The sequence below is a fragment of the Oerskovia jenensis genome, assembly GCF_016907235.1.
In the GTDB taxonomy this organism is placed as follows: Bacteria; Actinomycetota; Actinomycetes; order Actinomycetales; family Cellulomonadaceae; genus Oerskovia; species Oerskovia jenensis.
Window position 1 is genome coordinate 1650748 of sequence record NZ_JAFBBO010000001.1, and the last position, 21405, is coordinate 1672152.

17 protein-coding genes are annotated in these 21405 nt (G+C 73.3%); 8 read left to right on the forward strand and 9 right to left on the reverse strand.

Annotated elements, in window-relative coordinates:
• Window positions 1-183 precede the first annotated feature (183 nt).
• Window positions 184-1977 carry a hypothetical protein gene (locus tag JOD49_RS07420; protein ID WP_205306599.1) on the forward strand — a complete coding sequence of 598 codons (1794 nt, stop codon included), beginning with the start codon at window positions 184-186 and terminating at the stop codon, window positions 1975-1977.
• 126 nt (window positions 1978-2103) lie between these two features.
• Here JOD49_RS07420 and JOD49_RS07425 read toward each other — a convergent pair whose 3' ends face one another.
• Window positions 2104-4380, reverse strand: a complete 2277-nt coding sequence (locus JOD49_RS07425) for an LLM class flavin-dependent oxidoreductase (RefSeq protein ID WP_205306600.1) — start codon at window positions 4378-4380, stop codon at window positions 2104-2106.
• Between the two features lie 117 nt (window positions 4381-4497).
• Here JOD49_RS07425 and JOD49_RS07430 point away from each other — a divergent pair, with 117 nt between their 5' ends.
• Window positions 4498-5016 carry a MarR family winged helix-turn-helix transcriptional regulator gene (locus JOD49_RS07430; RefSeq protein ID WP_307822436.1) on the forward strand — a complete coding sequence of 173 codons (519 nt, stop codon included), beginning with the start codon at window positions 4498-4500 and terminating at the stop codon, window positions 5014-5016.
• Between the two features lie 7 nt (window positions 5017-5023).
• Here the strand turns inward: JOD49_RS07430 and JOD49_RS07435 are convergent, their stop codons facing one another.
• Window positions 5024-5692, reverse strand: coding sequence for a hypothetical protein (locus JOD49_RS07435; RefSeq protein WP_205306602.1), 669 nt, complete (start codon window positions 5690-5692; stop codon window positions 5024-5026).
• Between the two features lie 77 nt (window positions 5693-5769).
• The gene (locus tag JOD49_RS07440) at window positions 5770-6792 is read right to left on the reverse strand and encodes a beta-ketoacyl-ACP synthase III (protein ID WP_205306603.1); all 1023 of its coding nucleotides are present in this window, start codon (window positions 6790-6792) and stop codon (window positions 5770-5772) included.
• Between the two features lie 200 nt (window positions 6793-6992).
• Between JOD49_RS07440 and bsh the strand changes: the two genes are divergently transcribed.
• Entirely contained in the window at window positions 6993-7940 is a 948-nt protein-coding gene (bsh, locus tag JOD49_RS07445; RefSeq protein ID WP_205306604.1) for a choloylglycine hydrolase, read from the forward strand.
• 10 nt (window positions 7941-7950) lie between these two features.
• Here bsh and JOD49_RS07450 read toward each other — a convergent pair whose 3' ends face one another.
• Window positions 7951-8856, reverse strand: coding sequence for an alpha/beta fold hydrolase (locus tag JOD49_RS07450; RefSeq protein WP_205306605.1), 906 nt, complete (start codon window positions 8854-8856; stop codon window positions 7951-7953).
• A gap of 47 nt (window positions 8857-8903) precedes the next feature.
• Complete coding sequence (locus tag JOD49_RS07455; protein ID WP_205306606.1) at window positions 8904-10373, reverse strand: carboxylesterase/lipase family protein; 1470 nt, start codon at window positions 10371-10373, stop codon at window positions 8904-8906.
• 152 nt (window positions 10374-10525) lie between these two features.
• Here JOD49_RS07455 and JOD49_RS07460 point away from each other — a divergent pair, with 152 nt between their 5' ends.
• From JOD49_RS07460 to JOD49_RS07480, 5 genes are all read left to right on the forward strand, one after another.
• Complete coding sequence (locus tag JOD49_RS07460) at window positions 10526-10939, forward strand: hypothetical protein (protein WP_205306607.1); 414 nt, start codon at window positions 10526-10528, stop codon at window positions 10937-10939.
• 10 nt (window positions 10940-10949) lie between these two features.
• Window positions 10950-11561 (forward strand): hypothetical protein, encoded by a 612-nt coding sequence (locus JOD49_RS07465; RefSeq protein WP_205306608.1) that lies wholly within the window; start codon window positions 10950-10952, stop codon window positions 11559-11561.
• 39 nt (window positions 11562-11600) lie between these two features.
• Window positions 11601-12272: an AIM24 family protein gene (locus tag JOD49_RS07470; protein ID WP_205306609.1), complete on the forward strand. Its 672-nt coding sequence runs from the start codon at window positions 11601-11603 to the stop codon at window positions 12270-12272.
• A 133-nt stretch (window positions 12273-12405) separates the two neighbouring features.
• Entirely contained in the window at window positions 12406-14007 is a 1602-nt protein-coding gene (locus JOD49_RS07475) for a Na+/H+ antiporter (protein ID WP_205306610.1), read from the forward strand.
• A 189-nt stretch (window positions 14008-14196) separates the two neighbouring features.
• Window positions 14197-15915: a peptide chain release factor 3 gene (locus tag JOD49_RS07480; RefSeq protein ID WP_307822437.1), complete on the forward strand. Its 1719-nt coding sequence runs from the start codon at window positions 14197-14199 to the stop codon at window positions 15913-15915.
• A 108-nt stretch (window positions 15916-16023) separates the two neighbouring features.
• Here the strand turns inward: JOD49_RS07480 and JOD49_RS07485 are convergent, their stop codons facing one another.
• The 4 genes from JOD49_RS07485 to JOD49_RS07500 form a co-directional block, all read right to left on the reverse strand.
• Window positions 16024-17613: an MDR family MFS transporter gene (locus JOD49_RS07485; protein ID WP_205306611.1), complete on the reverse strand. Its 1590-nt coding sequence runs from the start codon at window positions 17611-17613 to the stop codon at window positions 16024-16026.
• Window positions 17614-17782: 169 nt separating this feature from the next.
• Window positions 17783-18727 carry a threonine/serine dehydratase gene (locus JOD49_RS07490; RefSeq protein ID WP_205306612.1) on the reverse strand — a complete coding sequence of 315 codons (945 nt, stop codon included), beginning with the start codon at window positions 18725-18727 and terminating at the stop codon, window positions 17783-17785.
• Between the two features lie 187 nt (window positions 18728-18914).
• Window positions 18915-19601 carry a FadR/GntR family transcriptional regulator gene (locus JOD49_RS07495; RefSeq protein ID WP_205306613.1) on the reverse strand — a complete coding sequence of 229 codons (687 nt, stop codon included), beginning with the start codon at window positions 19599-19601 and terminating at the stop codon, window positions 18915-18917.
• Between the two features lie 95 nt (window positions 19602-19696).
• On the reverse strand, window positions 19697-21166 hold the full coding sequence (locus JOD49_RS07500; protein WP_205306614.1) for a hypothetical protein: 1470 nt from the start codon (window positions 21164-21166) through the stop codon (window positions 19697-19699).
• Window positions 21167-21405: the final 239 nt, after the last annotated feature.

Consider the following 21405-nt stretch of genomic DNA (forward strand, 5'->3'; position numbering starts at 1 on the left):
GTCCGGGCATCTGCGCACGCGAGCTCCGGGGCCGTCTCGGCACGTGAGGCAGATCACACCCACATCTCGCGTCAAGATGCCGAAGGGGCAGGGGTCCTTCCTGGTGCATCCGCAAACTGTCGGATGCCCCGGCCCCGGTCGGCTCGTGAGAGCGACGGGGCGAACTCTGCCGAAGGAGCTCAGATGTTCTCCCTGATTCACACGACGCGATGGGTCGCGGGGGTGAGCGCAGCCGCCCTGACGGTCCTGTCGGGTCTGGCGCTCGCACCGGCCGCCCAGGCGGCACCGGACACGGCCACGTTCGAGATCGGCACGATCTACCGCCTCGACAGCGGCGCGACCGAGAACGCGGGCGAGGCCCAACCTCAGCCTCAGGGCTACGACACCTACGTGACGTTCGCGTCGGGCCGCCTCCCCGACGGCACGACCGTCGACGCGTCCCAGGTCTACACGATCTCCGGCGGCGACTACACGACGGTCACCGTCCCCGCCGACGCCACGATGCCGACGCAGGTCTACCCCCGCGCATTCGCCGCGAACGGCGCACCGACCTCGTTCGTCGTGTCCTACGGGCTCAACGAGGGCATCTGGCACGGCGGCGGGTTCCCGTCGGGCTCGTCGTGGAACGCGGCCGGCCGGTGGGTCGGCCCCGGTGGCCGGCCGACCGCCTTCGTCGGTGGGACCGGGGGCTACCTGGGCTCGACGCCCTGGGTCGCCCCGGTCGACGGCGAGCACGTCACCCTGATCGACAAGTACTACGCGGTCGACATCACCAAGACGTTCGACGACGGCAGCGACCCCTCGGGCCGCATCTTCTACTCGGCCAACGGCACCGACCCGGTCGGCTCGTCACGCCACTTCGCCTGGCAGACCGGCGCCGACGGCACGGTCCGCGGCTGGTGGATGACGGGCTGGTTCTCCCAGGTGTGGGAGTACCTGTCCCCCGCCGAGGTCGCCGCCGGGATGACCGGGGTCTCGCTCGCGTCCGACTACGGCTGGGGTCAGGGGTCGTTGACGGCGCCGCTACCCTCGCAGACCCTCACCGCCGCCGACATCGCGGCCATCTCCGCCAACCCCTACGCCCCCCAGGCCACGCGTGACCTGGTCGCACAGTTCGAGGTGGGCGGCGTGCTCGTCGGCCCCGTGGCGGTCCACTCCACGCACCCGTCGACGTTCGTCACCGTGACGGCCGTCAACCACCGCCCCCCACCTGGACCGCGCGCGCGGCCCACCGTCGCGCTCGAGGTCCCCGGCTGCGTGGCCGACGACGGCAGCACCCCGGTGACGGGGTCGACGACCAACGCCCCGGACGGCAGCACGGTCAGCTTCACCGACTCCTCGGGGACGTCGTCCACGACCGTGACGGACGACGCGTTCACCTCGACCGGGGTCCGCCCCGGGATCGAGTACACGTTCACCCTCACGACGCCCGACGACGAAGCCACCGTCGTCCAGACGTTCACCGCGTGCACGCCGCCTCCCCCCGAGCCGCCCGCTCCCACCATCGCCCTCGACGTCGAGCAGTGCGTCGCGGCCGACGGGAGCTCGACCGTACCGGGCACCACGACCGACGCCGCCGACGGTGCCACCGTCACCATGAGCGACGGCACCACCACCACGAGCTCGCTCGTCGCGCACGACACGTTCTCCGCGGAGCACGTCCGCCCGGCGGTCGACTACGCCTTCACGGTCACCGACGGCGACCGGACCGCGAGCATCCAGGCCCGGTTCCCGGTGTGCCCCACCGACGAGCCGAGCACGCCCCCGAGCAGCGAGAAGCCCTCGCAGCCCGCCGCGCCCACGACGTCCCACGCCGCCGGTCCGCACACGAAGGCCGCTCCGAACCACGCCGCCGGCACGCCCGGGAAGCTGGCCCACACAGGTGCGAGCGTGGGCGTCGCGCTCGCGATCGCGGCCGGGGCGGTGACGCTCGGGATCGCGCTGACCACGACCCGTCGCCGGCACGGCAGCCGCTGACCGGTCCGCTGCGGGACACCCGCCGCACCTCGAACCGTCCGGTTCGGGGTGCGGCTCGCCCCTGCCGCTCTCGATCGTTCCCCCGGCGGGGTCACGGCCCGTCGGGGCGACGGCCCGTCGGAGGGGTCAGGCGTCCGCCGGCGGGATCGGGAAGTTCGCCGAGAACAGGTTGGTCGGGTCGACCTGACGCTTGACCTGTCGCAGGCGCGAGAGCGTCGGCTCGGGGAACGCCTCGCGCAGGCGCTCGGGGCGGGTGTCGGTCTCGAACGACAGGTAGAGCCCGTCGGTGTGCGGGTGCACGAGCTCGTCCCACGCGCCGTCGATCCCGCCGGGTCCGCGGCGCGACCCGAAGGCCGCGACGGAGAAGTTCTGCGTGCGGTGCGCGTACGCCGTCGCGTCGGGCGCGACGTCGTTGACCGCCCCGCCGACCGCGCGGAGCTGGAGGAGCTGCGCGCCGCCGCCGTCGAGGAAGCGGGCGAGGTCGCGGGCCGTGGCCTGGTCGACGTGCTCGATCAGGCCCGAGCGCGACCCGGGCTCTCCGCCGCCCGAGTGCTGGGCGTCGGCCCGGCGCACGATGCCCGAGTACGGCGTCAGCACGGCCTGGTGGTCGAGCAGAGGGGCCGAGTCGGCGAGGGCCTCGAGCGCGCGGATCGCGGCCCCCGTGTCGTCGTCGGCCCACACGGTCATGAGCTGGGCCATGGGGCCGCGCCCGCCGCGCGCCCCGCTCATGTGCAGGAAGCTCGTGAGCTCGCGCGGCGCCGACTCGACGGTCGCGGCCCAGCGTTCGAGCAGGCCCGCGGTGTCCGACGCGTCGAGCACCATGGTCGAGTAGACGAGGTCGGTCACGGGCGTCGCCTCGACGTCGACCCAGGTCACGACCCCCATGTTGCCGCCGGCCCCGCGCAGGGCCCAGAAGAGCTCGGGGTCGTTCTCGGCGTCGACGACGCGCACCCGGCCGTCCGCGGTCACGATCTCCGCGGCGACCACGTGGTCGATCGTCAGGCCGTGCTTGCGACCCAGGAGGCCGATGCCTCCCGTCGTGGCGAGGCCGCCGACGCCCACGCCGCCCGAGTCGCCCGAGCTGATCGCGAGGCCGTGCGGGGAGAGTACCTCGGCGACCTGGCCCCACGTCCCGCCCGCACCCAGGCGCACGCGGTGCGAGCCGTCGTCGGGCACGGTGACCTGGTCGAGCGCGCCGACGTCGAGGAGCACGCCGCCGTCGTTGGTGGACCGCCCGCTGATGCCGTGGCCCGCCGAGCGGACCGCGAGCGGCACGCCCTGCTCGCCGGCCCAGACGACGGCCTCGGCGACCTCGTCCGCAGTGCGCGGGCGCAGCACGATGCCCGGGGCACCCGAGCGCATGTAGGTGTGGCGGACCGTGTCGTAGGCACGGTCGCCGGGCTCGACCGCGCGCTCGGTCAGCGCGGCCGGGAGCGACTCGTAGTCGATCCCGTCGCGGCGGGCCGCGAGCGCCAGGGCGCCGCGACGGCGACCGGCCGGAGCCGTGCCCGCCGACCGGCGCTCGGTCGCGACGAGCTCGCGCAGCGCCGGGGCGACCTCCTCGCCGAAGACCTGGATCTCGCGCGGGTCGTCGGTCGCGAGGATGAACCCCGAGACCCCGTCCGCGAGCGCGAGGTCACCGAGCTCCTCGACCCACTGCTCGACGGGGCCCTGGAGGTAGCCCAGGCGGTTCGCCGTGAACTTGCCGTTGACGTTGACCAGACGGCGCACCGCGCTCGGGTCGCGACCGGCCGCGAGCGCGGCCTCGTCGATCACGGCGTTGCCCGTGGCGAGGTCACCGGGCTGGAGGTAGGACAGCGACGGCAGCCAGCCGTCGCCCTTGCGGCCGATGAGCCGCTGCATGCGCGGCTTGACGGCACCGATCCAGATCGGGATGTCGTGCGCGGGGGCCGGGCCGCGCTTGGCGCCGTCGACCTGGTGGTGCGTGCCGTGCACGCGCAGGGGTGTGCGGTCGCTCGTGTCCCAGATGCCGCGGATGATGTCGACGGCCTCGTCGAGGGCCGTGACGGCCTCGCCCGGTGTCAGGCGCGGGGCTCCCATGGCCTCGATCGCGTCCCAGAACGCGCCCGCACCCAGGCCCATGGCGAAGCGTCCGCCCGAGAGCAGGTCGAGGCTCGCGGCCGCGCGGGCCAGGACAGCCGGCGGGCGCAGCGGCAGGTTGTGGACGTTGGCCGCGACGTGCACGCGCTCGGTCGCGGCGGCCACCCAGGTCATGAGGGTCCACGCGTCGAGGAAGCCCGCCTGGTAGGGGTGGTCCTGGAAGGTCACGAGGTCGAGCCCCGCGTTCTCGGTGATCTGCGCGAGGCGCACCGGCGCCTGCGGGTCGCTGTTCTGCGGGGTCAGGAAGGTCCCGAGGATGAGGTCGTGGCCGTAGTCCGTCATGCGTGCGCGCTCCGTGTGCCGCGGGGGCGGCGGTCGTCTCCAAAGATCGTCTGAGTTACAGACGATATCATCAGCAACTCATCTTCCATCGAGATCATTCCGATGTATCCTGGTCCCGTGACCCTCGCGACGCCCGACACCACCCGCACCCCCAGCCCCCTCGGCTGGCCGCTCACCGCGCTCCTGCGCGAGTGGAGCGCGCGCGTCGACTCGCTCGCCGAGGACCTGCCCGACGGGACGCGCTGCTACCAGGTGCTCTCCGCCGTCGTGCACGACACCCCGCCCAGCCAGGCCGCGCTCGCAGCGCGCCTCGGCATCGACCGGACCGTCATGACCTACCTGATCGACAAGTACGTCGACTGCGACCTCGTCGAGCGGCAGGCCGACCCGACCGACCGCCGGACCCGGCGCATCGTCGCGACCGCCAAGGGGCGCGAGGTCCTCGCCGACCTCGACGCCCGCGTCGCCGCCGCCGAGGAGGACCTGCTCGGCGGCCTCGACGCCGCCGACCGCGCGACCCTGCGCCGCCTGCTCGACCGCGCCGCCGACGGCGCGAGCCACGACGAGGACCGCTGTGCCGTCGTCGTGCAGGGCATGGACGCCGCGTCCTCGACGCGGGCGCGCGCCACGCGCTAGCCGCGCCTCAGGCCGCAGGACCCGGACCGCGCGACGCCACAGGAGCAGGGGCGTCGATCGTGCGGCGCGACAGCAGCGCCGCGACCAGGAAGCACACCGCCCCCAGGAGCGTGCCGAGGTTCGCCCAGTACGCGCTCACGAGCGAGTCCGTCTGCGGCGCCACGTACGCCCCCACGGCCGACGCGCCGAACGCGACCGACCCCACGAGGTTGAGCCACGTCCCGTGCCACGTGCGCGCGTCCGTGTCCCACAGACGGCCCCGGTCCCTCGTCGCGACGACCGCGAACGCGCTCGAGAGAAGGAACGCGACCGACCCGTACGCGTCGGGCCGCCAGCCCGCACCCACGCGCGCGGGATCCGCGATCGCCGCCCCCAGCGCGGCCGCCGTGCTGATGTTGAACAACACCGTCCCGACGAGCTGGACCGCCGCCGACCACCAGTCCCACCGGTCGGCCGGGTTCGCGCCCCGTCGCGGGACCCGCCGTCCGCTCAGGATCAGCTGCACCGTCGCGGCGAACGTGAAGAACACCGACCCGACGCAGAACGTCACCCCCACGACGACCGGCCCCACGGCCTCGGCGTAGGGCGGCAGTGCACCCACCAGGAAGCACAACGACCCGACGACGAACCCCCACGCCTCGCGGCGCAGTCGACGGACCCGCTGGTCACCAGCCATGCGCCCAGCGTGGCACGCGGGCGCGCGGCCGTCTCGGCGGGCCCGCCCGCGTCAGGTGCGGCCCTCGCCGACCGCGCTCAGCGCGTGGGTGTCTGCACGACCTGCCCGGCCCACGCGAAGCCGCCACCGAAGCCGATGAGCAGCGCGGGCACACCCGCCGGGATCTTGCCCGAGTGCCACCACTTCGACAGGCCCAGCGGGATGCTCGCGGCCGACGTGTTGCCCGACTCGGTGATGTCCGTGACGACGACCTTGTCCTCGAGGCCCAGCGCCTTGGCGAGCGGCTCGATGATGCGCAGGTTCGCCTGGTGCGCGACGAGCACCTCGATGTCGTCGAGCGTCAGGCCCGACTTCTCGACCGCGGCACGCGCCCGGTCCGCCGCACGCGTGATGGCCCAGCGGAACACCGCGCGCCCGTCCTGCACGAACTTCTCGTCCGGGGCCTCGATGAGCACGGCCGGGGTCAGCTCGGGCTCCGAGCCCCACGCGACCGGACCGATCCCCGGGGTGTCGGTGCCCTGCACGACGAACGCGCCCGCGCCGTCGGCCGTGAGGATGCACGTCACGCGGTCGGTCCAGTCCGTGAAGTCGGTGAGCTTCTCGGCGCCGATCACGAGGGCCGTGGTCGCGGAGCCCGTGCGGATCGCCTGGTCCGCGAGCGCCAGGGCGTGCGCGAACCCCGAGCACGCGACATTGACGTCCAGGATCACGGGCCCGACGACGCCGCGCAGGTCGGGGGCGTCCTCCTCCTCGGGCGTGGACTGGCCGGGCATGACGCCCGTGCGCAGGTTGTACGCCACCCGGCCCGCGGTGTTGGGCGAACGGTCGCGCGCCGTGGCGGTCGCGACGATGATCAGGTCGACCTCGCTCGCCGCGACCCCGGCGTCCTGCAGGGCGTGCCGGGCGGCAGCCGTCGCCATGTCGGCCACGGTCTCGTCCTCGGCCGCGACGTGCCGCGTCACGATCCCCGTCCGGGACCGGATCCACTCGTCGTTCGTCTCGACCAGCTGCGCGATGTCGTCGTTGGTGAGCGTCTTCTCGGGCTGGTGGTGACCGATCCCGACGATGCGCGAGCCGGCGGCTCCGGTGAGGGTGAGCATGGGTCGATCATTCCCCCGGGTGGGCGGATCGACCAACTCGCCGGTGCGGACGCCGCACCGGGGACGGAGCCCGGCACCACCTCGACCTCACCGAGCGAGATCACCCGCCAGGCACGAGCATGGGAGCACGGGGGCACGACGCAGCGGTGTGACGAGCCGCGTCAGCCCCGACCTGCATCGACGACGACAGGGGCAACGCTATGTGCACGGGAATCAGGTTCTCGGACGGCCAGGACCACGTCTATCTCGCACGGAACCTCGACTGGACGAGCGGGTACGGGGAGCAGGTGGTGATCACTCCCACGGGCTACGCACCGAGGTCACCGTTCGGCGCGGTGCCCGCCATCAGGCACGCGACGATCGGCATGGGCATCGTGGAGGAGGACACGCCGCTCTACTTCGACTGCGGCAACGACGCGGGCCTGGCCGTCGCAGGGCTCAACTTCCCGGGGTACGCGGCGTACGCCCCCGGCCCCGTCGACGGCGCGGTCAACGTCGCCGCGTACGAGTTCCCCCTGTGGGTGAGCTCCCAGTTCGCGAGCGTGGACGAGGTCGAGGCGGCGCTCAAGGACGTGGTGATCGTCGACAAGCCGATCAACGACAAGTACCCGAGCTCGCTGCTCCACTGGATCATCGCCGACGCGAAGCGCGCCATCGTGGTCGAGCACACGAGCGAGGGCATGCAGGTCTTCGACGACGACGTCGACGTCCTGACGAACCAGCCCGGGTTCGCCTGGCACCACGAGAACCTGCGCAACTACCTCAACACCTCGCCCGAGTTCCCCCAGGAGACCACGCTGGGCAGGGCCCACCTCACCCCGTTCGGCTCGGGCTCGCACATGCGCGGCATCCCCGGTGACTACTACTCGCCCTCCCGGTTCGTCCGTGCCGCCTACGTCAACACCCACTACCGGACCAAGGGGACCGAGGAGGAGAACGTCTCCCGCGCCTTCCACACGCTCCAGCAGGTCGCGATGGTCGACGGGTGCGCCGCGATGGGTTCGGGCGAGTTCGAGATCACGATCTACACCGGGCTCTTCTCGTCCCGGACCGCGACCTACTACTGGAACACCTACGAGGACCCGGCGATCCGCAGCGTCGCACTGGCCGAGCACGCGACGGACGGCGAGAAGCTCGTCCTCGCCTAGCCACCACGCGTCAGTCGCTGTCGCCGCGGGTGCTTCCCGGGCCGGGGTCGACCTCGCCCAGCAGCCCGTCGACCAGCCCCAGGAACGTCGCCGGGGCGTCCCGCCGCACGCAGTGTCCCGCCCCGGCGACGCGCACGACCCAGACCGCGCCCGCCAGGGCCTCCGACGCGCGGCGCGCCCCGTCGTCGGGGACGAGCGAGCCGTTCGCCACCTCGCCCGCGGCGACCACGACCGGCACTCCCCCGGCGAACGCGACGGGCCAGTCGCGCGCGGTCCACTCGTGCGAGACCTCCAGGAGACGCGGCGAGACCGCCTGCTGCGCACGAGCCCACGGTTCCGACTCCTCGGGCGACCACTGCGGGTAGCGCCGACGGAAGTCCGCGGCGAGCTCCGCCGTCGGGCGTCCGCGGGCCTCGTCGACGCCCGGGGAAAGGAACACCGGGCGGCCGCCCTCGTCCTGCTCGGCGTCGAGGACCTCCCACGCTGGGTCCTCCAGGACCAGACCGAGGACGAGCTCGGGGTTCGCCAGCGCGAGCTCCTGCGCCGTCAGGCCCCCCATCGAGTGCCCGACGACGACCACCGGTCGCCCGAGCGCCGCGCGCACCACGCGGGCCGCGTCGGCCGCGAGCGCCGCGACCGTGAAGGGCTCGTCGGGCAGGTCGGAGCCCCCGTGCCCTCGGGCGTCGAGCGTCAGGACGTCACGGGTGCGCACGAGGTGGCGGACCGTGCCGGGCCAGCACTCCCCCGAGTCGGTCACGCCGTGCAGGAGCAGGACGGGCGGGCGCTGCGGGGCATCGACCGCTGCCGACCGGTACACCGTCCAGGCGTTGTGGCCGGTGCGCCCGGCGACCCGGTCGACAGGCAGGTCGGCGGACGGGGCGGCGGGGACGTCGGTGTCGAGGTGGCTACGGTGCACGGGTAGATCCTCACCCCTCCCGGGTGCCCGCGAGAAACCCGGCAGGGTCACCGCCGGTCGAGCGCAGCGCGTTCGTCGTCGCGCGGCGCACGGACCACGGGGTCCTGCTCGCCGTCGAAGACCCGCACCGGGCGCGTCTCGTCCCACTGCTGCCAGCCCGGGTCGCCCGTCGTCGCGAACGCGACCCACGCCGAGTGCATCGCGGTCGCGAGCGACTGCGGGGCGTCGGGTCCCGCGAGCGCGACCGCGTCGGGCGTCGCGAGCCCGTCGAACACGAAGCCGAGCTCGACGGCGTGCGCCGCCCCGAGGTCGGCGACCGGGCTGCGCCACGCGAACTCGTACACGTACGTCCGCGCCCCCGCGGCCCTGCGGGCGTCGGCGACCTGCTGGAGCGGCACGCGCAGCAGGACGTCGGTCGCGAGCGCCCCGAGGACCACCCCCGTCGGTGCCCCGGGCCGGTTGCGGCGGAACAGGCGGACCGCCCGCGCGGAGATCCCCACCCTGCGACGGGCCACCGCGAGATGCAGCCGTCGGAACGTGCTCAGCAGGCCGGTGGGCACGAACCACAGGCGGTACTCCTCGGTCGTGGCGCCCACGAGCAGCGGGATCGTCCGGCCGGCGCCCGCGACGAGAGCGTCGTGGGGCGCGCGGGGAACCAGGTCGCCGTCGAGACACAGCGAGAACCCCGGCCCACCCGTGAGCGGGGTCGCCCCGGCCGTGACGCGGTCCTGCGAGGCGACGAGCGCCTCGGGCAGGACGGTCGCGAAACCCTCACGCGTCGTCGGGACCGCGAGGTCCTTGCCCATGGCGCGCGTGATGCGCCCGGCCCGGGCCGCCGGCTGCGCGGACAGCGGGCCGCTCTGCACGATCGCGTGGGCGACCAGGTCCGGCGCCGAGGGGTGGGCCAGGATCGCCGAGACCGTGTTCCCGCCCGCCGACTGGCCCGCGAGCGTCACGCGCCGCGGGTCGCCGCCGAACGCCGCGACCTCGTCCTGGACCCACGCCAGCGCCGCGAGCTGGTCGGCCAGGCCCAGGTTGCGCGGGGCGCCGTCGAGCACCGAGAACCCCTCGGCGCCGAGCCGGTAGTTGATCCCGACGAACACGACACCGTCCTGCGCGAACCGCGTCCCGTCGTAGCCCGCGAGCGCGTTCGACCCGTGCGCGAGCGACCCGCCGTGCACCCACACGAGCACGGGCAGGAGCCCCGTCCCGCGCTCGGCCGGGGTGAAGACGTTGACGTGCAGGACGTCCTCCCCCGCGATCCTCACGGTCGGGAGCAGTGCGCCGAGCGCGCCGGGGTAGGGCGACTGCGGGGACGTGGGACCGTAGCGGGTCGCGTCCCGTACCCCGTCCCACGGCTCGACCGGACGGGGCGCGGCGAAGCGACGGTCGCGGAACGGCGGTGCCGCGTACGGCACCCCGAGGAACCGTTCGACGCCGTCGACGACGGTTCCCTCGACCGCACCCTTGCTCGTCAGAACCCGCACCCGGTCGGCGACCTCGCTGTCAGCGCTCATCCCGCCATGGTCTCTCCGGCGGCCGGGAGCCGGCGGCGGCGCGCCGGTCGGGCTGGCCCTGGGACGGGCGTTCGGGATCTCGGAGCGCGGATCTGGAGGGCGCGCGGGGTCTGGGCCTGGCGGGAACGGGCGGGAGTTGCCAGACTGCTGCGATGCCCGACGACGAGGTCGCGACGAGCCCCCACGACCCGCCACGCCCGACGGCGACGGTCCACCCAGCCCGCCCCGCCCACCCGGTCCGGCGTGCCGTGCTGCTGACCGCCGCTGCGCTGGTGGTGCTCGTGTGGAGCGCGACGCTCGAGGTCGTGTGCGCCGCGGCGTGGGGCAGCCCGGACGGCTCCTTGGACATGCTGCCCCCCTGCCCGGCGCAGAGCACCCGGACGGGCGCCGCGACGGTGTCGGCGGGCGTCGTCGTCGTGAGCCTGGTCCTCCTGCTCGCCGCCCGCCGGCAGGCGTGGGCTCGACGCCCCGGGGCCGAGCGTCTGGTGTTCGTGGCGTTCGTGCTCGTGACCGCCGTGGCGGTCGTCGCCGCCCTGTTCTCGACCGGGTTCGCCCCGGCGATCTAGGCTTCGGTGGATGTCGAGCCTCCAGCGGTTCCGCGGTCGCATCGCCGGGTGGGGCACGGCGTCGGGGACGCGTCTGGTCGTCGGGCGCTGGGTCGCTTCCCCGTTCGGGGCGTTCGCCGACGTCATGGTCGAGCGGCCCGACGGCGAGCGCATCCTCCTCGCCCCGTCGCACCGCGTCGCGGAGCTCGTCGCCGCGACGTACCGCTTCGACCGGGTCGAGGTGTGCCCGGTCACCGTGAGCCCGGTGGCCGAGCCCGAGGACTGGCACGTGGTCGCCGGGCCGCTCGAGGCGTGGGTCGACGTCGGGCGCCGCACGGCACTCGGTCGCGTGCTGCGTGCGGTGCCCCGCCGGGTCGCCACCTCCCACCGGGCGACGGTCCTCACCGACCCCGTCGCACGGGTCCTGCTCCGCGGGGTCAGGACGCGCGGGAGCGCGGGGCCGGGCAGGGTCGAGCACTACGGCGCGACCGACGTGCACGAGATCACGGCCGCCCGTGCCGAGTGGGCCGGCGAGCCGCTGGGCGACCTGCGGGACGTCGACCCGCCCGTCCGGTTCGGGTTCGGCTCGACGCCTCGACGGCCCGTCGTGACCGACGTCGTGACGACGATCGTCCAGCGCTGACGCGTGCACCGACCCGGCCTGTGCCGGATGATCGGTGCCATGCGCAGCACACTCATGCACCACACCGAACAGCCGGGCGAACCGGGAAGCTTCCAGCTGCAGAACGACCGCATGCTCAAGGTCGACCTCGCGGGCACGGGCGGCTTCTTCTACGCACGGCAGGGCTCGATGGTCGCCTACCAGGGTGACGTCGACTTCGCGTACCAGGGCGCGGGCGGCGTGGCCAAGATGTTCAAGAAGGCCTTCACCGGTGAAGGCATGTCCCTCATGAAGGTCTCGGGCAGCGGCGACGTCTTCCTCGCGCAGGACGCCGACCAGGTCTTCGTCCTGCACCTGGAGGGCGAGTCCGTGACGGTCAACGGGGCCAACGTGCTCGCGTTCGAGAGCGCCCTGACCTGGGACATCAACCGTGTCGAGGGCGCGTCGATGCTCAGCGGCGGACTGTTCAACACGACCTTCACGGGCACGGGGGCCCTGGCCGTGACGGCGTACGGGACGCCGGTCGTCCTCGACGTCGACGAGCCGACCTACGTCGACATGCAGGCGGCGGTCCTGTGGTCGACGTCCCTGACGTCCACGATCCGCAAGACCGCGAAGCTCTCGGCCGCGATCGGCCGCGGGTCGGGCGAGGCGTACCAGCTCGGGCTCACGGGTCGCGGCATCGTCGTCGTGCAGGCCTCCGAGGGCCACCCGGTCCCGACGTCGAGCTAGGCGCCGCGACCCTCGCGGCTCGCCGGAGCGCCCGACCGCCCACCCGGCGAGCCGCACGGACCCGCGACCAGGGACCGCCGGCCTCGCGGGGCCGCGCCGCCCCGGCGGCGCGCACGACCAGGAGGAGGACGCCATGATCGGTCTCGAGCTCGTCGTGGTCCTCGGTGTGGTCATCGTGGTGTGCGGCGTCCTCGCGCGCCGCACCCGCGTGGCCGACCCGATCCTGCTGCTCGTGGCGGGGATCGCGCTCGGGTTCGTGCCCGCGCTGCGGCAGGTGCACCTGCCGCCCGAGCTCATGCTCCTGGTGTTCCTCCCGGTGCTCCTCTACTGGGAGGCCATCACCATCTCGTTGCGCGAGATCCGCGCGACCCTGCGCGGGATCGTCCTGACGAGCACGCTGCTCGTGGTCGCGACGGCGGCCGCGGTCGCCGCGGCGGCCCACGCGCTGGGCCTGCCGTGGGGACCCGCGTGGGTGCTCGGGGCCGCTGTCGCGCCGACCGACGCGACCGCCGTCGGGGTCCTCGCGCGGGCCCTGCCCCGGCGCACCGTCACGGTCCTGCGGGCCGAGAGCCTCGTCAACGACGGCACCGCGCTCGTCCTCTACGGCGTCGCGGTGGGCGTGACCGTGGGCGAGGAGACGCTCAGCGCCGGGCACGTGACCTGGCTGTTCGTGCTCGCCTACGGGGGCGGGATCGCGGTGGGCCTGCTCGTCGCGTGGCTCGCGGTCCTGGCCCGGCGCCGCATCGACGACCCGCTGCTCGGCAACGTGGTCGTCCTGCTCATCCCGTTCACGGCATACCTGCTCGCCGAGCTGATCGAGGCGTCCGGGGTGCTGGCCGTGGTCGTGTGCGGGCTGGTCATGAGCCAGGTCGGGCCGCGCATCGGGCGCGCGGCGACGCGGCAGCAGACCGTCGCGTTCTGGTCGGTCTCGACGTACCTCATCAACGCGTCGTTGTTCGTGCTCGTGGGGCTCGAGGCGCAGTCCGCGGTGCGCAACCTGGTCTCGGAGGACCTCGTCACGGCCGTCGTCGGGGTCGCGGTCGTGTGCGCGGTCATCCTCGTGGTGCGGTTCGGGTTCCTCGTGCTCTCGGCGTACACGATCCGCCTCGTGGACCGGCGACCGTCGCAACGGGGGCGGCGCGTCACGAACAGGGCACGCGCGGTCAGCACCGTCGCCGGGTTCCGCGGGGCGGTGTCGCTCGCCGCGGCGCTCGCCGTGCCGACGACCCTGAGCTCGGGCGCCCCGTTCCCCGACCGGGACCTCATCGTGTTCATCACGTGCGGCGTGGTCGCGACGACGCTCGTGGTCCAGGGCCTCCTGCTCGCCCCCACGATCAGGTGGGCCCGCCTGCCCGACGACGACGGGGTCGCCCGCGAGCGCCGCCTCGCCGACGAGACGGCCGCCCAGGAGGCCCTCGACGCGCTGCCCGACGTCGCGGCCTCGCTCGGCACCGACCCGTCGGTCGTCGACCGTCTGCGCGGGGAGTACGAGGAGCACCTGACGCTGCTGCGCGCCCGGGACGCCGAGGGCGGCGAGAGCGACGAGCAGGACCCCGCGGTGCGCCTCGACGACGAGTACACCGAGCTGCGTCTCGCGCTGCTGGCACGCAAGCGCGAGACGGTCGTGCGCCTGCGGGACGAGCGCGCGATCGACGACACGGTCCTGCGCCAGATCCAGGCACGGCTCGACCTCGAGGAGATCCGGCTCAGCAGGGGCGACCCGGCCCCGGAGTGAGCGCGCGGCGGGCGCGCGCCGTGCGGGCGGCCGTCACGAGCGACGCCCGGCGTGGACCGTCGCCGCGTGGTCATCGTGGCGCCGATCTCGCGGGAGAATGGAGAGCTGGGTGCTGCGTCCCGCGCGGATGCGCCCCACCCCCTTGACCTCGATCGCGCAGGAAACTGCAGGAAGCCACAGGACGTTCCAGTGCCCTCAGCGGACCAGCCCACCACGACCTCCAGCCCCCTCGCCCCCGACGACTCGTCGGCGGACCCCGCGGGGGCCGCATCGACCGACGAGACGGCCGCGTCCACGTCCACGACGTCCTCGACGTCCGCGACGTCCTCGAAGGAGCAGGCGACCGTCCTCGCGGAAGCGGCACGGCGTCGCTCGTTCGCGGTCATCAGCCACCCGGACGCGGGCAAGTCGACGCTCACCGAGGCGCTCGCGCTGCACGCCAACGCGATCCGCGAGGCGGGGCGCGCCGACGGCAAAGCGGGCAGGCGCACGGTGTCCGACTGGATGGACATGGAGCAGGACCGCGGGATCTCGATCACGTCGGCCGCGCTGCAGTTCACGTACCGCGACGCCATGATCAACCTCGTCGACACCCCGGGCCACGCCGACTTCTCCGAGGACACCTACCGCGTGCTGTCCGCGGTCGACGCGGCCGTGATGCTCGTCGACGCCGCCAAGGGGCTCGAGGTCCAGACCATGAAGCTGTTCGCGGTCTGCAAGCACCGCGGCATCCCCCTCATCACGGTCATCAACAAGTGGGACCGTCCGGGCAAGGACGCGCTCGAGCTCATGGACGAGATCCAGGAGCGCACGGGCCTGGTCCCCACTCCCCTCACGTGGCCCGTGGGCGTCGGCGGTGACTTCCGCGGCGTGCTCGACCGCCGGACCGGCCAGTACGTGCACTACACGCGTACGGCCGGTGGCACCACGATCGCCCCCGAGGAGGTCATGGACCCGGACGCCGCCCTGGAGCGCGAGGGCGACACCTGGACGACCGCGGTCGAGGAGGCCGAGCTGCTCGCCGACACCAACGGCGACCACGACCAGGAGTCGTTCCTGGCGGGCCAGACCACACCCGTCCTGTTCGGGTCGGCCGTGCAGAACTTCGGCGTCCACGCCCTGCTCGACGTCCTGGTCGACGTCGCACCCTCGCCCTCGCCGCGCGTGACCGTCACGGGCGACGCACGCCCCGTCGAGGCGCCCTTCAGCGCGTTCGTCTTCAAGATGCAGGCCGGCATGGACACCGCGCACCGCGACCGTCTCGCGTTCGCGCGCATCTGCTCGGGCGTGTTCGAGCGCGGCATGGTCGTGAGCTCGGGCCGCACGGGCAAGCCCTTCGCGACCAAGTACGCGCAGCAGGTCTTCGGACGCGAGCGCACCATCGTCGACACGGCCTACCCGGGCGACGTCGTGGGCCTCGTCAACGCGGCGGGCCTGCGCGTGGGCGACACCCTGTACCTGGACAAGAAGGTCGAGTTCCCGCCGCTGCCGACGTTCGCGCCCGAGCACTTCGCGGTCATGCGCGCCAAGGACGTCTCGCGCTACAAGCAGTTCCAGCGCGGCGTCATGCAGCTCGGCGCGGAGGGCGTCGTGCAGGTCCTGCGCTCGGACCTGCGCGGTGACCAGGCGCCCGTGCTGGCCGTGGTCGGCCCCATGCAGTTCGAGGTCGCCGAGCACCGCATGGCGACCGAGTTCAACGCACCCGTGACGCTCGACCGCCTCGGCTACTCGATGGCGCTGCGGACCACGAAGGACTGGGTCGCGAAGCTCAACGAGCAGCCCGGCGTCGAGGTCCTCCAGCGCGAGGACGGCGAGTACCTGGCCCTGTTCCCGGACCGCTGGCGCGTGACGTCGGTGCGCAACCGCCTCGAGGGCGTGGTCCTGCTCGAGGACGAGATCTTCGGCTGAGGCGCCCGCCTCGGAGGCCCGACGGCGGAGCGCACCCACGTACCTGGGTGCGCTCCGCCGTCGGGCCTCTGCGTGCCGTCGTGCGACCGGGCCGGGCGCGCGAGCGGCTCACCTCGCGGCCGCGACTCCCCGGGCCACCAGACCCGCCTGGTCGGAGAGCTTGAGCTCCTTCATGAAGAACGCGATGACGAAACCCAGCACCCCGAGCGGCACGAGGTACCAGAAGGCCGGGGCGAGCGCGTCGGTGTAGGCGTTGACGACGAGGTCGTGCAACGCCGCCGGCAGATCCTTGACGGCCTCCGGCGTGAGGCTCTGCGCGCCGAAGTCCTGCGGGACGTCGCTCGCGGGCAGGCCCTTGGTCGCGTCGGCCAGGTTGGACGCGAGCCGCGTGGTGAACACGGTCGAGAACACGCTGGTGCCGACCGCGGCCCCGATCTCGCGCAGGAAGTTGTTGGTGGACGTCGCCACGCCCACCATCTCGGGGGCGACCGAGTTCTGCACCGCGATCACGATGGTCTGCAGCACGAGGCCCAGCCCGAACCCGAGCACGAAGATCATCGCGCCGAACGTCAGCATCGAGATGTCGGCCGTGAGCTGCGTGAGCAGGACCAGCCCGACCGTCGCGATCCCCATCCCGAGGATCGGGTAGATCTTGTACCTCCCGCTGCGCGCGATGAGCAGACCCGAGCCGATCGCCGTGATCATCAGGCCCACCGTCATGGGCAGCATGAGCAGCCCCGACTCCGTGGCGCCGTAGCCCTGCGCCATCTGCAGGAACGTCGGCAGGAACGACAGCGCCGCGAACATCGTCATCCCGAGGATCAGGGCGATCGAGACCGAGACCGAGAACGTCCGGCTCCGGAACAGGTGGAGGGGGATGAGGGGGTCGGCCACGCGGGTCTCGACCACGAGGAAGGCGATCAGCGCGAGCACCGTCAGGGCCACGAGCCCGAGGAGGATCGGGCTGCTCCAGTCGTACTTCTTCTCGCTCGTGATCGAGCTCCAGCTCGTGAGGAGCACGATGCCCGCGGTCGTGACCGCCATCAGGAGCGCGCCCCCGACGTCGAACCGCGTGCTCGGCCTGCGCGACGGGAGCCGGAGCTTGAACCAGGCGATCCCGAACGCGATCAGGCCGATCGGGACGTTGAGCCAGAAGCACCAGCGCCACCCCGGCCCGTCCGTGAACCAGCCGCCCAGCAGGGGCCCGGCGACCGTGGCGATCCCGAAGACCGCTCCCAGAGGACCCATGTACCTGCCGCGGTCCCGGGCCGAGACGATGTCGGCGATGATCGCCTGGCTCAGGATCACCAGGCCACCGGCGCCCAGACCTTGGACCGAGCGCCACACCACGAGCTCGACGAACGACCCCGACAGCGCCGACCCGGTCGAGCCGACCACGAAGATCGCGATCGCGACGAGGAACGGCAACCGGCGACCCCGCAGGTCGCCGACCTTGCCGTAGATCGGCATCACGATCGCGATCGCGAGCAGATAGGCCGTGATGATCCAGCCCTCGTCCTCGGCGGCCCCCAGGTCCCCCACGATGGTCGGCAGCGCCGTGCCCACGACCGACTGGTCCAGCGCGGACAGGAACATCGCGGCCAGCAGGGCGCTGAAGATCACGTAGATCGTGCCCTTGGACAGCACCAGCTCGGGTTCGCCCGGATTCTCGGTCGAGGAAGGTACGGCGTGGCTCATCGCGGGGCCCTTCGTGTCGTGACCGGCAGCTTCCTGACGTGGACGCGGGTCCTTCCAGGGTCGACCGGGCGCACCAGGGCCGCAACACCAACGGGGACGGCGGGGGCGACTGTCGGGCCAGGTTGTCAGAATGAGCGAGGACCAGGGCCCTCGCTCGTTCTGACAGGTGCTACCGCGCCAGGTCCGACGGGTCGGTGTTCGCCCCGCACAGCACGACCGCGACACTCTCGCCCGGGTCGGGCACGTAGGCGCGCGACTCGAGCGCGGCGAGCGCCGCCGCAGCCCCGTGCTCGACGACGAGCCGCCGCTCGTCCCACAGGTGCCGGCGCGCGGCGACGATCGCGTCGTCGGACACCAGGACCGAGCGCACGTCGGCGTGCCGCGCGAGCGAGAGCGCCATCTCGGAGGTGCGGCGGGCGCCGAGCGAGTCGGCCGCGACCGACGCGACGGGGACGTCCACCACGCGACCCGCGTCGAGCGCGGCGCGCAGGGCCTGCGCACCGTCCGGCTCGACCGCCACGACCCTGATCCCGTGCGGACGCGCCGCGGCGGCCACCCCGCTGAACAACCCGCCGCCGCCGACCGCGACCACGACAGTGCTGACATCGGGCCTGGCCGCGACGATCTCCTGCAGGAGCGTGCCCGCGCCCGCCGCGATCAGGGGGTTGTCGTAGGCGTGCGAGGCCAGGGCGCCGGTCTCGACCGCGAAACGCTGCGCGGCGTCGAGCGCCTCGGCGTACTCGGACCCCACCTGGTGGACCTCGGCTCCCAGCGTGCGCAGACGCGCGACCTTGACCGGCGGTGCGGTCTCGGGCACGAACACGGTCGCCCGCACCCCGTGCGCCCGCGCCGCCCACGCGTTCGCCATGCCGGCGTTGCCACCTGACGCGATCACGACCCCGGCGTCGGGCAACGTGCCCGCGTCCAGGTGCGCGCCCACGAAGTTCAGCGCACCCCGGGCCTTGAACGAGCCCGTGTGCTGCATGAGCTCGAGCGCGAACACTCCGGTCGCGGCGCCCAGCGCCCCCGGGTCCATGGGCGCGAGCGCAACGGGTCGCACCTGTCCCGCGATGCGCTGCGCCGCGGCGAGGACGTCCAGGTGGTCGATGGTCATACGGAGTCCTCCGGTGGTGGGCTGCGGACCGGTGGGCCCAGAGAAACACTACGACGTGGCCGCCCGGGCCCCGGCTCGCGCCTCGCGGAGGACGAACGCCGAGGTAGAGGGCTGCCGTCGAGGTAGAGGGTCCCAGCCCTCTACCTCGACGGGAGCCCTCTACCTCGCGGACCGCGCGGGGCGCAGCTCACAGCCCCGCCTCGCGGTAGAAGCCCTCGATGTGCTCGCGGACCGCGTCCGCCGCCCCCGCTCCGTCGCCGCTCGCGACAGCGTCGAGGATCGCCCGGTGCTCGGCACGCAGGCGCACCGCGGTACGGGGCCAGTCCTCCAACCGTGCGGTCCCTGCCTCGACGTAGGACTCGATCGCCCCGCGGAGCCCGGTCATGACGGCCTCGACGAGCGCGTTGCCCGCGAGACGGACGAGCGCGACGTGGAACGCCGCGTCGAGCTCACGGAAGCGGGCCGCGTCGAGCGCGGGGTCGTCCATCGCGTCGAGCAGCGCGACTGCCTCGGCGAGCCCGGCGCCGGCGGCCTTCGCGGCGGCCTGCCCGACCGCCCAGGTCTCCAGCAGCACCCGGGTCTCCACGACGTCCCGGACCACGAGCGTCCCCGACGCGACGTGCAGTCGCACGGCCGCACCCAGGCCCGCGGCGGGGCGGTCGATCACGGTGGCTCCGGCGTCGGGCCCGGAGCCGACCGCGGTGCGGACGATGCCCATGGCCTCCAGGACGCGCAGCGCCTCGCGGACCGAGGGGCGCGAGACGCCGAGCTCCTCGGCGAGCGCGCGCTCGGCCGGGAGGCGTTCGCCGAGGCCCCAGCGGCCGGCGGTCAGGTCCGCCTCGATGCGGGCGAGGACGATCTCGTGGGTGCGCACGGGGTCAGCGTAGTGCTGCGCGGCGTCGTCAGGACGAGCAAGGCAGCTCGGTCACGCTCGTCCTGACGACGCCCTGCGGGAGGCCGGCTGGGGCGTCAGTCGGTGTCAGGCGGAGTCAGGCGCCCGCGCCGCAGGAGCAGGACGACGGTTCCGCCGACGACGAGCAGGGCCGCCACGCCGACCACCGGTCCGAGCGCGGTTCCCGTCGCGGCGAGCCGGTCGGACTTCTGCGCCTCCCGGGCCCCGTCGGTGGACGACGGGACCGACGCCGTGGAGGGCGCGCCCTCGGTCGTCGTGCCGGGCGTCGAGCTGCCCGTCGACGAGCCCGTGCTCGACCCGTCGCCCGGCGCGTCGGCGGTCGGCTCGTCAGTCGGCTCGTCAGTCGGCTCGTCAGTCGACGGCTCCGACGGCTCCGACGGCTCCGAGGAGACGATGACCGTCTCGCTGTCCTTGAACGGCGCCTGCTCCCACGTCGCGTAGATCTGGCAGTCCTCGCGGAGGGGAGTACCCGTGACGTCGCTCTGATGGTAGGACGTGCCGTCCCCACCGCCGCGCGCCGTCAGCATGACGGGTCCCTCGTCAGCGACGGCGTCGGCACACAGCCTGACCTCTGCGGGGTAGGTGGGGGCGTCGTGCATGACGAGGACGCCGTCCGTCGTGAGCTCCGCGTGCCCGGCGGACTCTTCGCACACCTGGACGGGCACGTCCGAGCTGATGGCGATGGGGCTCCCGAAGGCAGTGGTCCTGAGGACCCACGAGATCTCCCGCCCGGGCAAGACCGTCGGATTCGTCGCGGTCACGTCGACCCACTCGCGGCCCATGTCTGCGAGCCAGGCGATCTCCGCGTGGTCCAGTCCGAACATGTCGCAGTTGATCCCGTCGGTGACGCACCAGATCATCGACTGGAGCACGAGCCGCTCCGACACCGCCCCGTCCGCTCGGCCGACGAGGCCCAGGGGGGACGTGTAGCCGTCGCGGATCATCGTGTCGACAGCGGCGAGCTGCTGCTCGTTCAGACGTTGCGGTCTGGCCAGGGTGGGGAACGGGATCGGGACGTCCCCTTCCGCGAGCACACCACCCGGCAGCAGGGTGTTGCACGTGTTCAGCAGGGCGTCGGTGCAGAACGACCACGCGGAGACCGGTCCGCCGGTCGCGGCGTCGTACCTGACGGCGCACAGCGGGGGGTGCGAGTCGGCGTCGGCCGTCCCGTCGACGTCGTAGAGCGGGACGAGCTGTCCCGCGTTGTACGCCTCGAGCCGCTCGCCGGAGACGAGCGTGAGGTCGGTGTAGTAGCCGGGCCCGGACCACCTCGGGTCGTGGTCCGTGGCGCCGGGGCACATGGGGGCATGGAACGTGCCCACGGGGGACGCCGGAGCGTCGAACGTGGCGACCTGTGCGGTCACCGCGAGCGCGTCGTCGGTAGCGGTGGCAGTGGTGGATGCCGCGGTGGCGACCGGTGCGGTCGCCGCGAGCCCTCCGGTTGCGGCGACGAGGGCGGTCAGTGCAGCGACGGCGCCGACGACGAGCCTCCGAGAACGCGGGGGTGTCGGTGTCGGGACAGGCATGACGAGATGAACCTCCAGCAACGAGAAGAGCGCGAGCCCGAGGATGACGGGCTCGTCGACTCAGCCCACGGCGGGCCGGCAGTCCGCAGGATAAGAGGCCTTCCTGTGTGACGGAGGCCACTCGGCCGCACGCTCTGCTCCGCCCTGGCGCTCGGGGGCCAGCCGCGTTCTGAAACTCCGTCGACATGTGGTCCGACCACAGCGACACGATGGTCTACAGTGGCTCGGACATCGTGTGG

Bases quoted from the DNA above. Each gene is read 5' to 3' on its own strand.
- JOD49_RS07485 (WP_205306611.1), bottom strand. From the start codon at position 17,613: ATGAGCCACGCCGTACCTTCCTCGACCGAGAATCCGGGCGAACCCGAG.
- JOD49_RS07435 (WP_205306602.1), bottom strand. From the start codon at position 5,692: ATGGCTGGTGACCAGCGGGTCCGTCGACTGCGCCGCGAGGCGTGGGGG.
- bsh (WP_205306604.1), top strand. From the start codon at position 6,993: ATGTGCACGGGAATCAGGTTCTCGGACGGCCAGGACCACGTCTATCTC.
- JOD49_RS07460 (WP_205306607.1), top strand. From the start codon at position 10,526: ATGCCCGACGACGAGGTCGCGACGAGCCCCCACGACCCGCCACGCCCG.
- JOD49_RS07465 (WP_205306608.1), top strand. From the start codon at position 10,950: ATGTCGAGCCTCCAGCGGTTCCGCGGTCGCATCGCCGGGTGGGGCACG.
- JOD49_RS07425 (WP_205306600.1), bottom strand. From the start codon at position 4,380: ATGACGGACTACGGCCACGACCTCATCCTCGGGACCTTCCTGACCCCG.
- JOD49_RS07455 (WP_205306606.1), bottom strand. From the start codon at position 10,373: ATGAGCGCTGACAGCGAGGTCGCCGACCGGGTGCGGGTTCTGACGAGC.
- JOD49_RS07500 (WP_205306614.1), bottom strand. From the start codon at position 21,166: ATGCCTGTCCCGACACCGACACCCCCGCGTTCTCGGAGGCTCGTCGTC.
- JOD49_RS07420 (WP_205306599.1), top strand. From the start codon at position 184: ATGTTCTCCCTGATTCACACGACGCGATGGGTCGCGGGGGTGAGCGCA.
- JOD49_RS07490 (WP_205306612.1), bottom strand. From the start codon at position 18,727: ATGACCATCGACCACCTGGACGTCCTCGCCGCGGCGCAGCGCATCGCG.
- JOD49_RS07440 (WP_205306603.1), bottom strand. From the start codon at position 6,792: ATGCTCACCCTCACCGGAGCCGCCGGCTCGCGCATCGTCGGGATCGGT.
- JOD49_RS07475 (WP_205306610.1), top strand. From the start codon at position 12,406: ATGATCGGTCTCGAGCTCGTCGTGGTCCTCGGTGTGGTCATCGTGGTG.
- JOD49_RS07470 (WP_205306609.1), top strand. From the start codon at position 11,601: ATGCGCAGCACACTCATGCACCACACCGAACAGCCGGGCGAACCGGGA.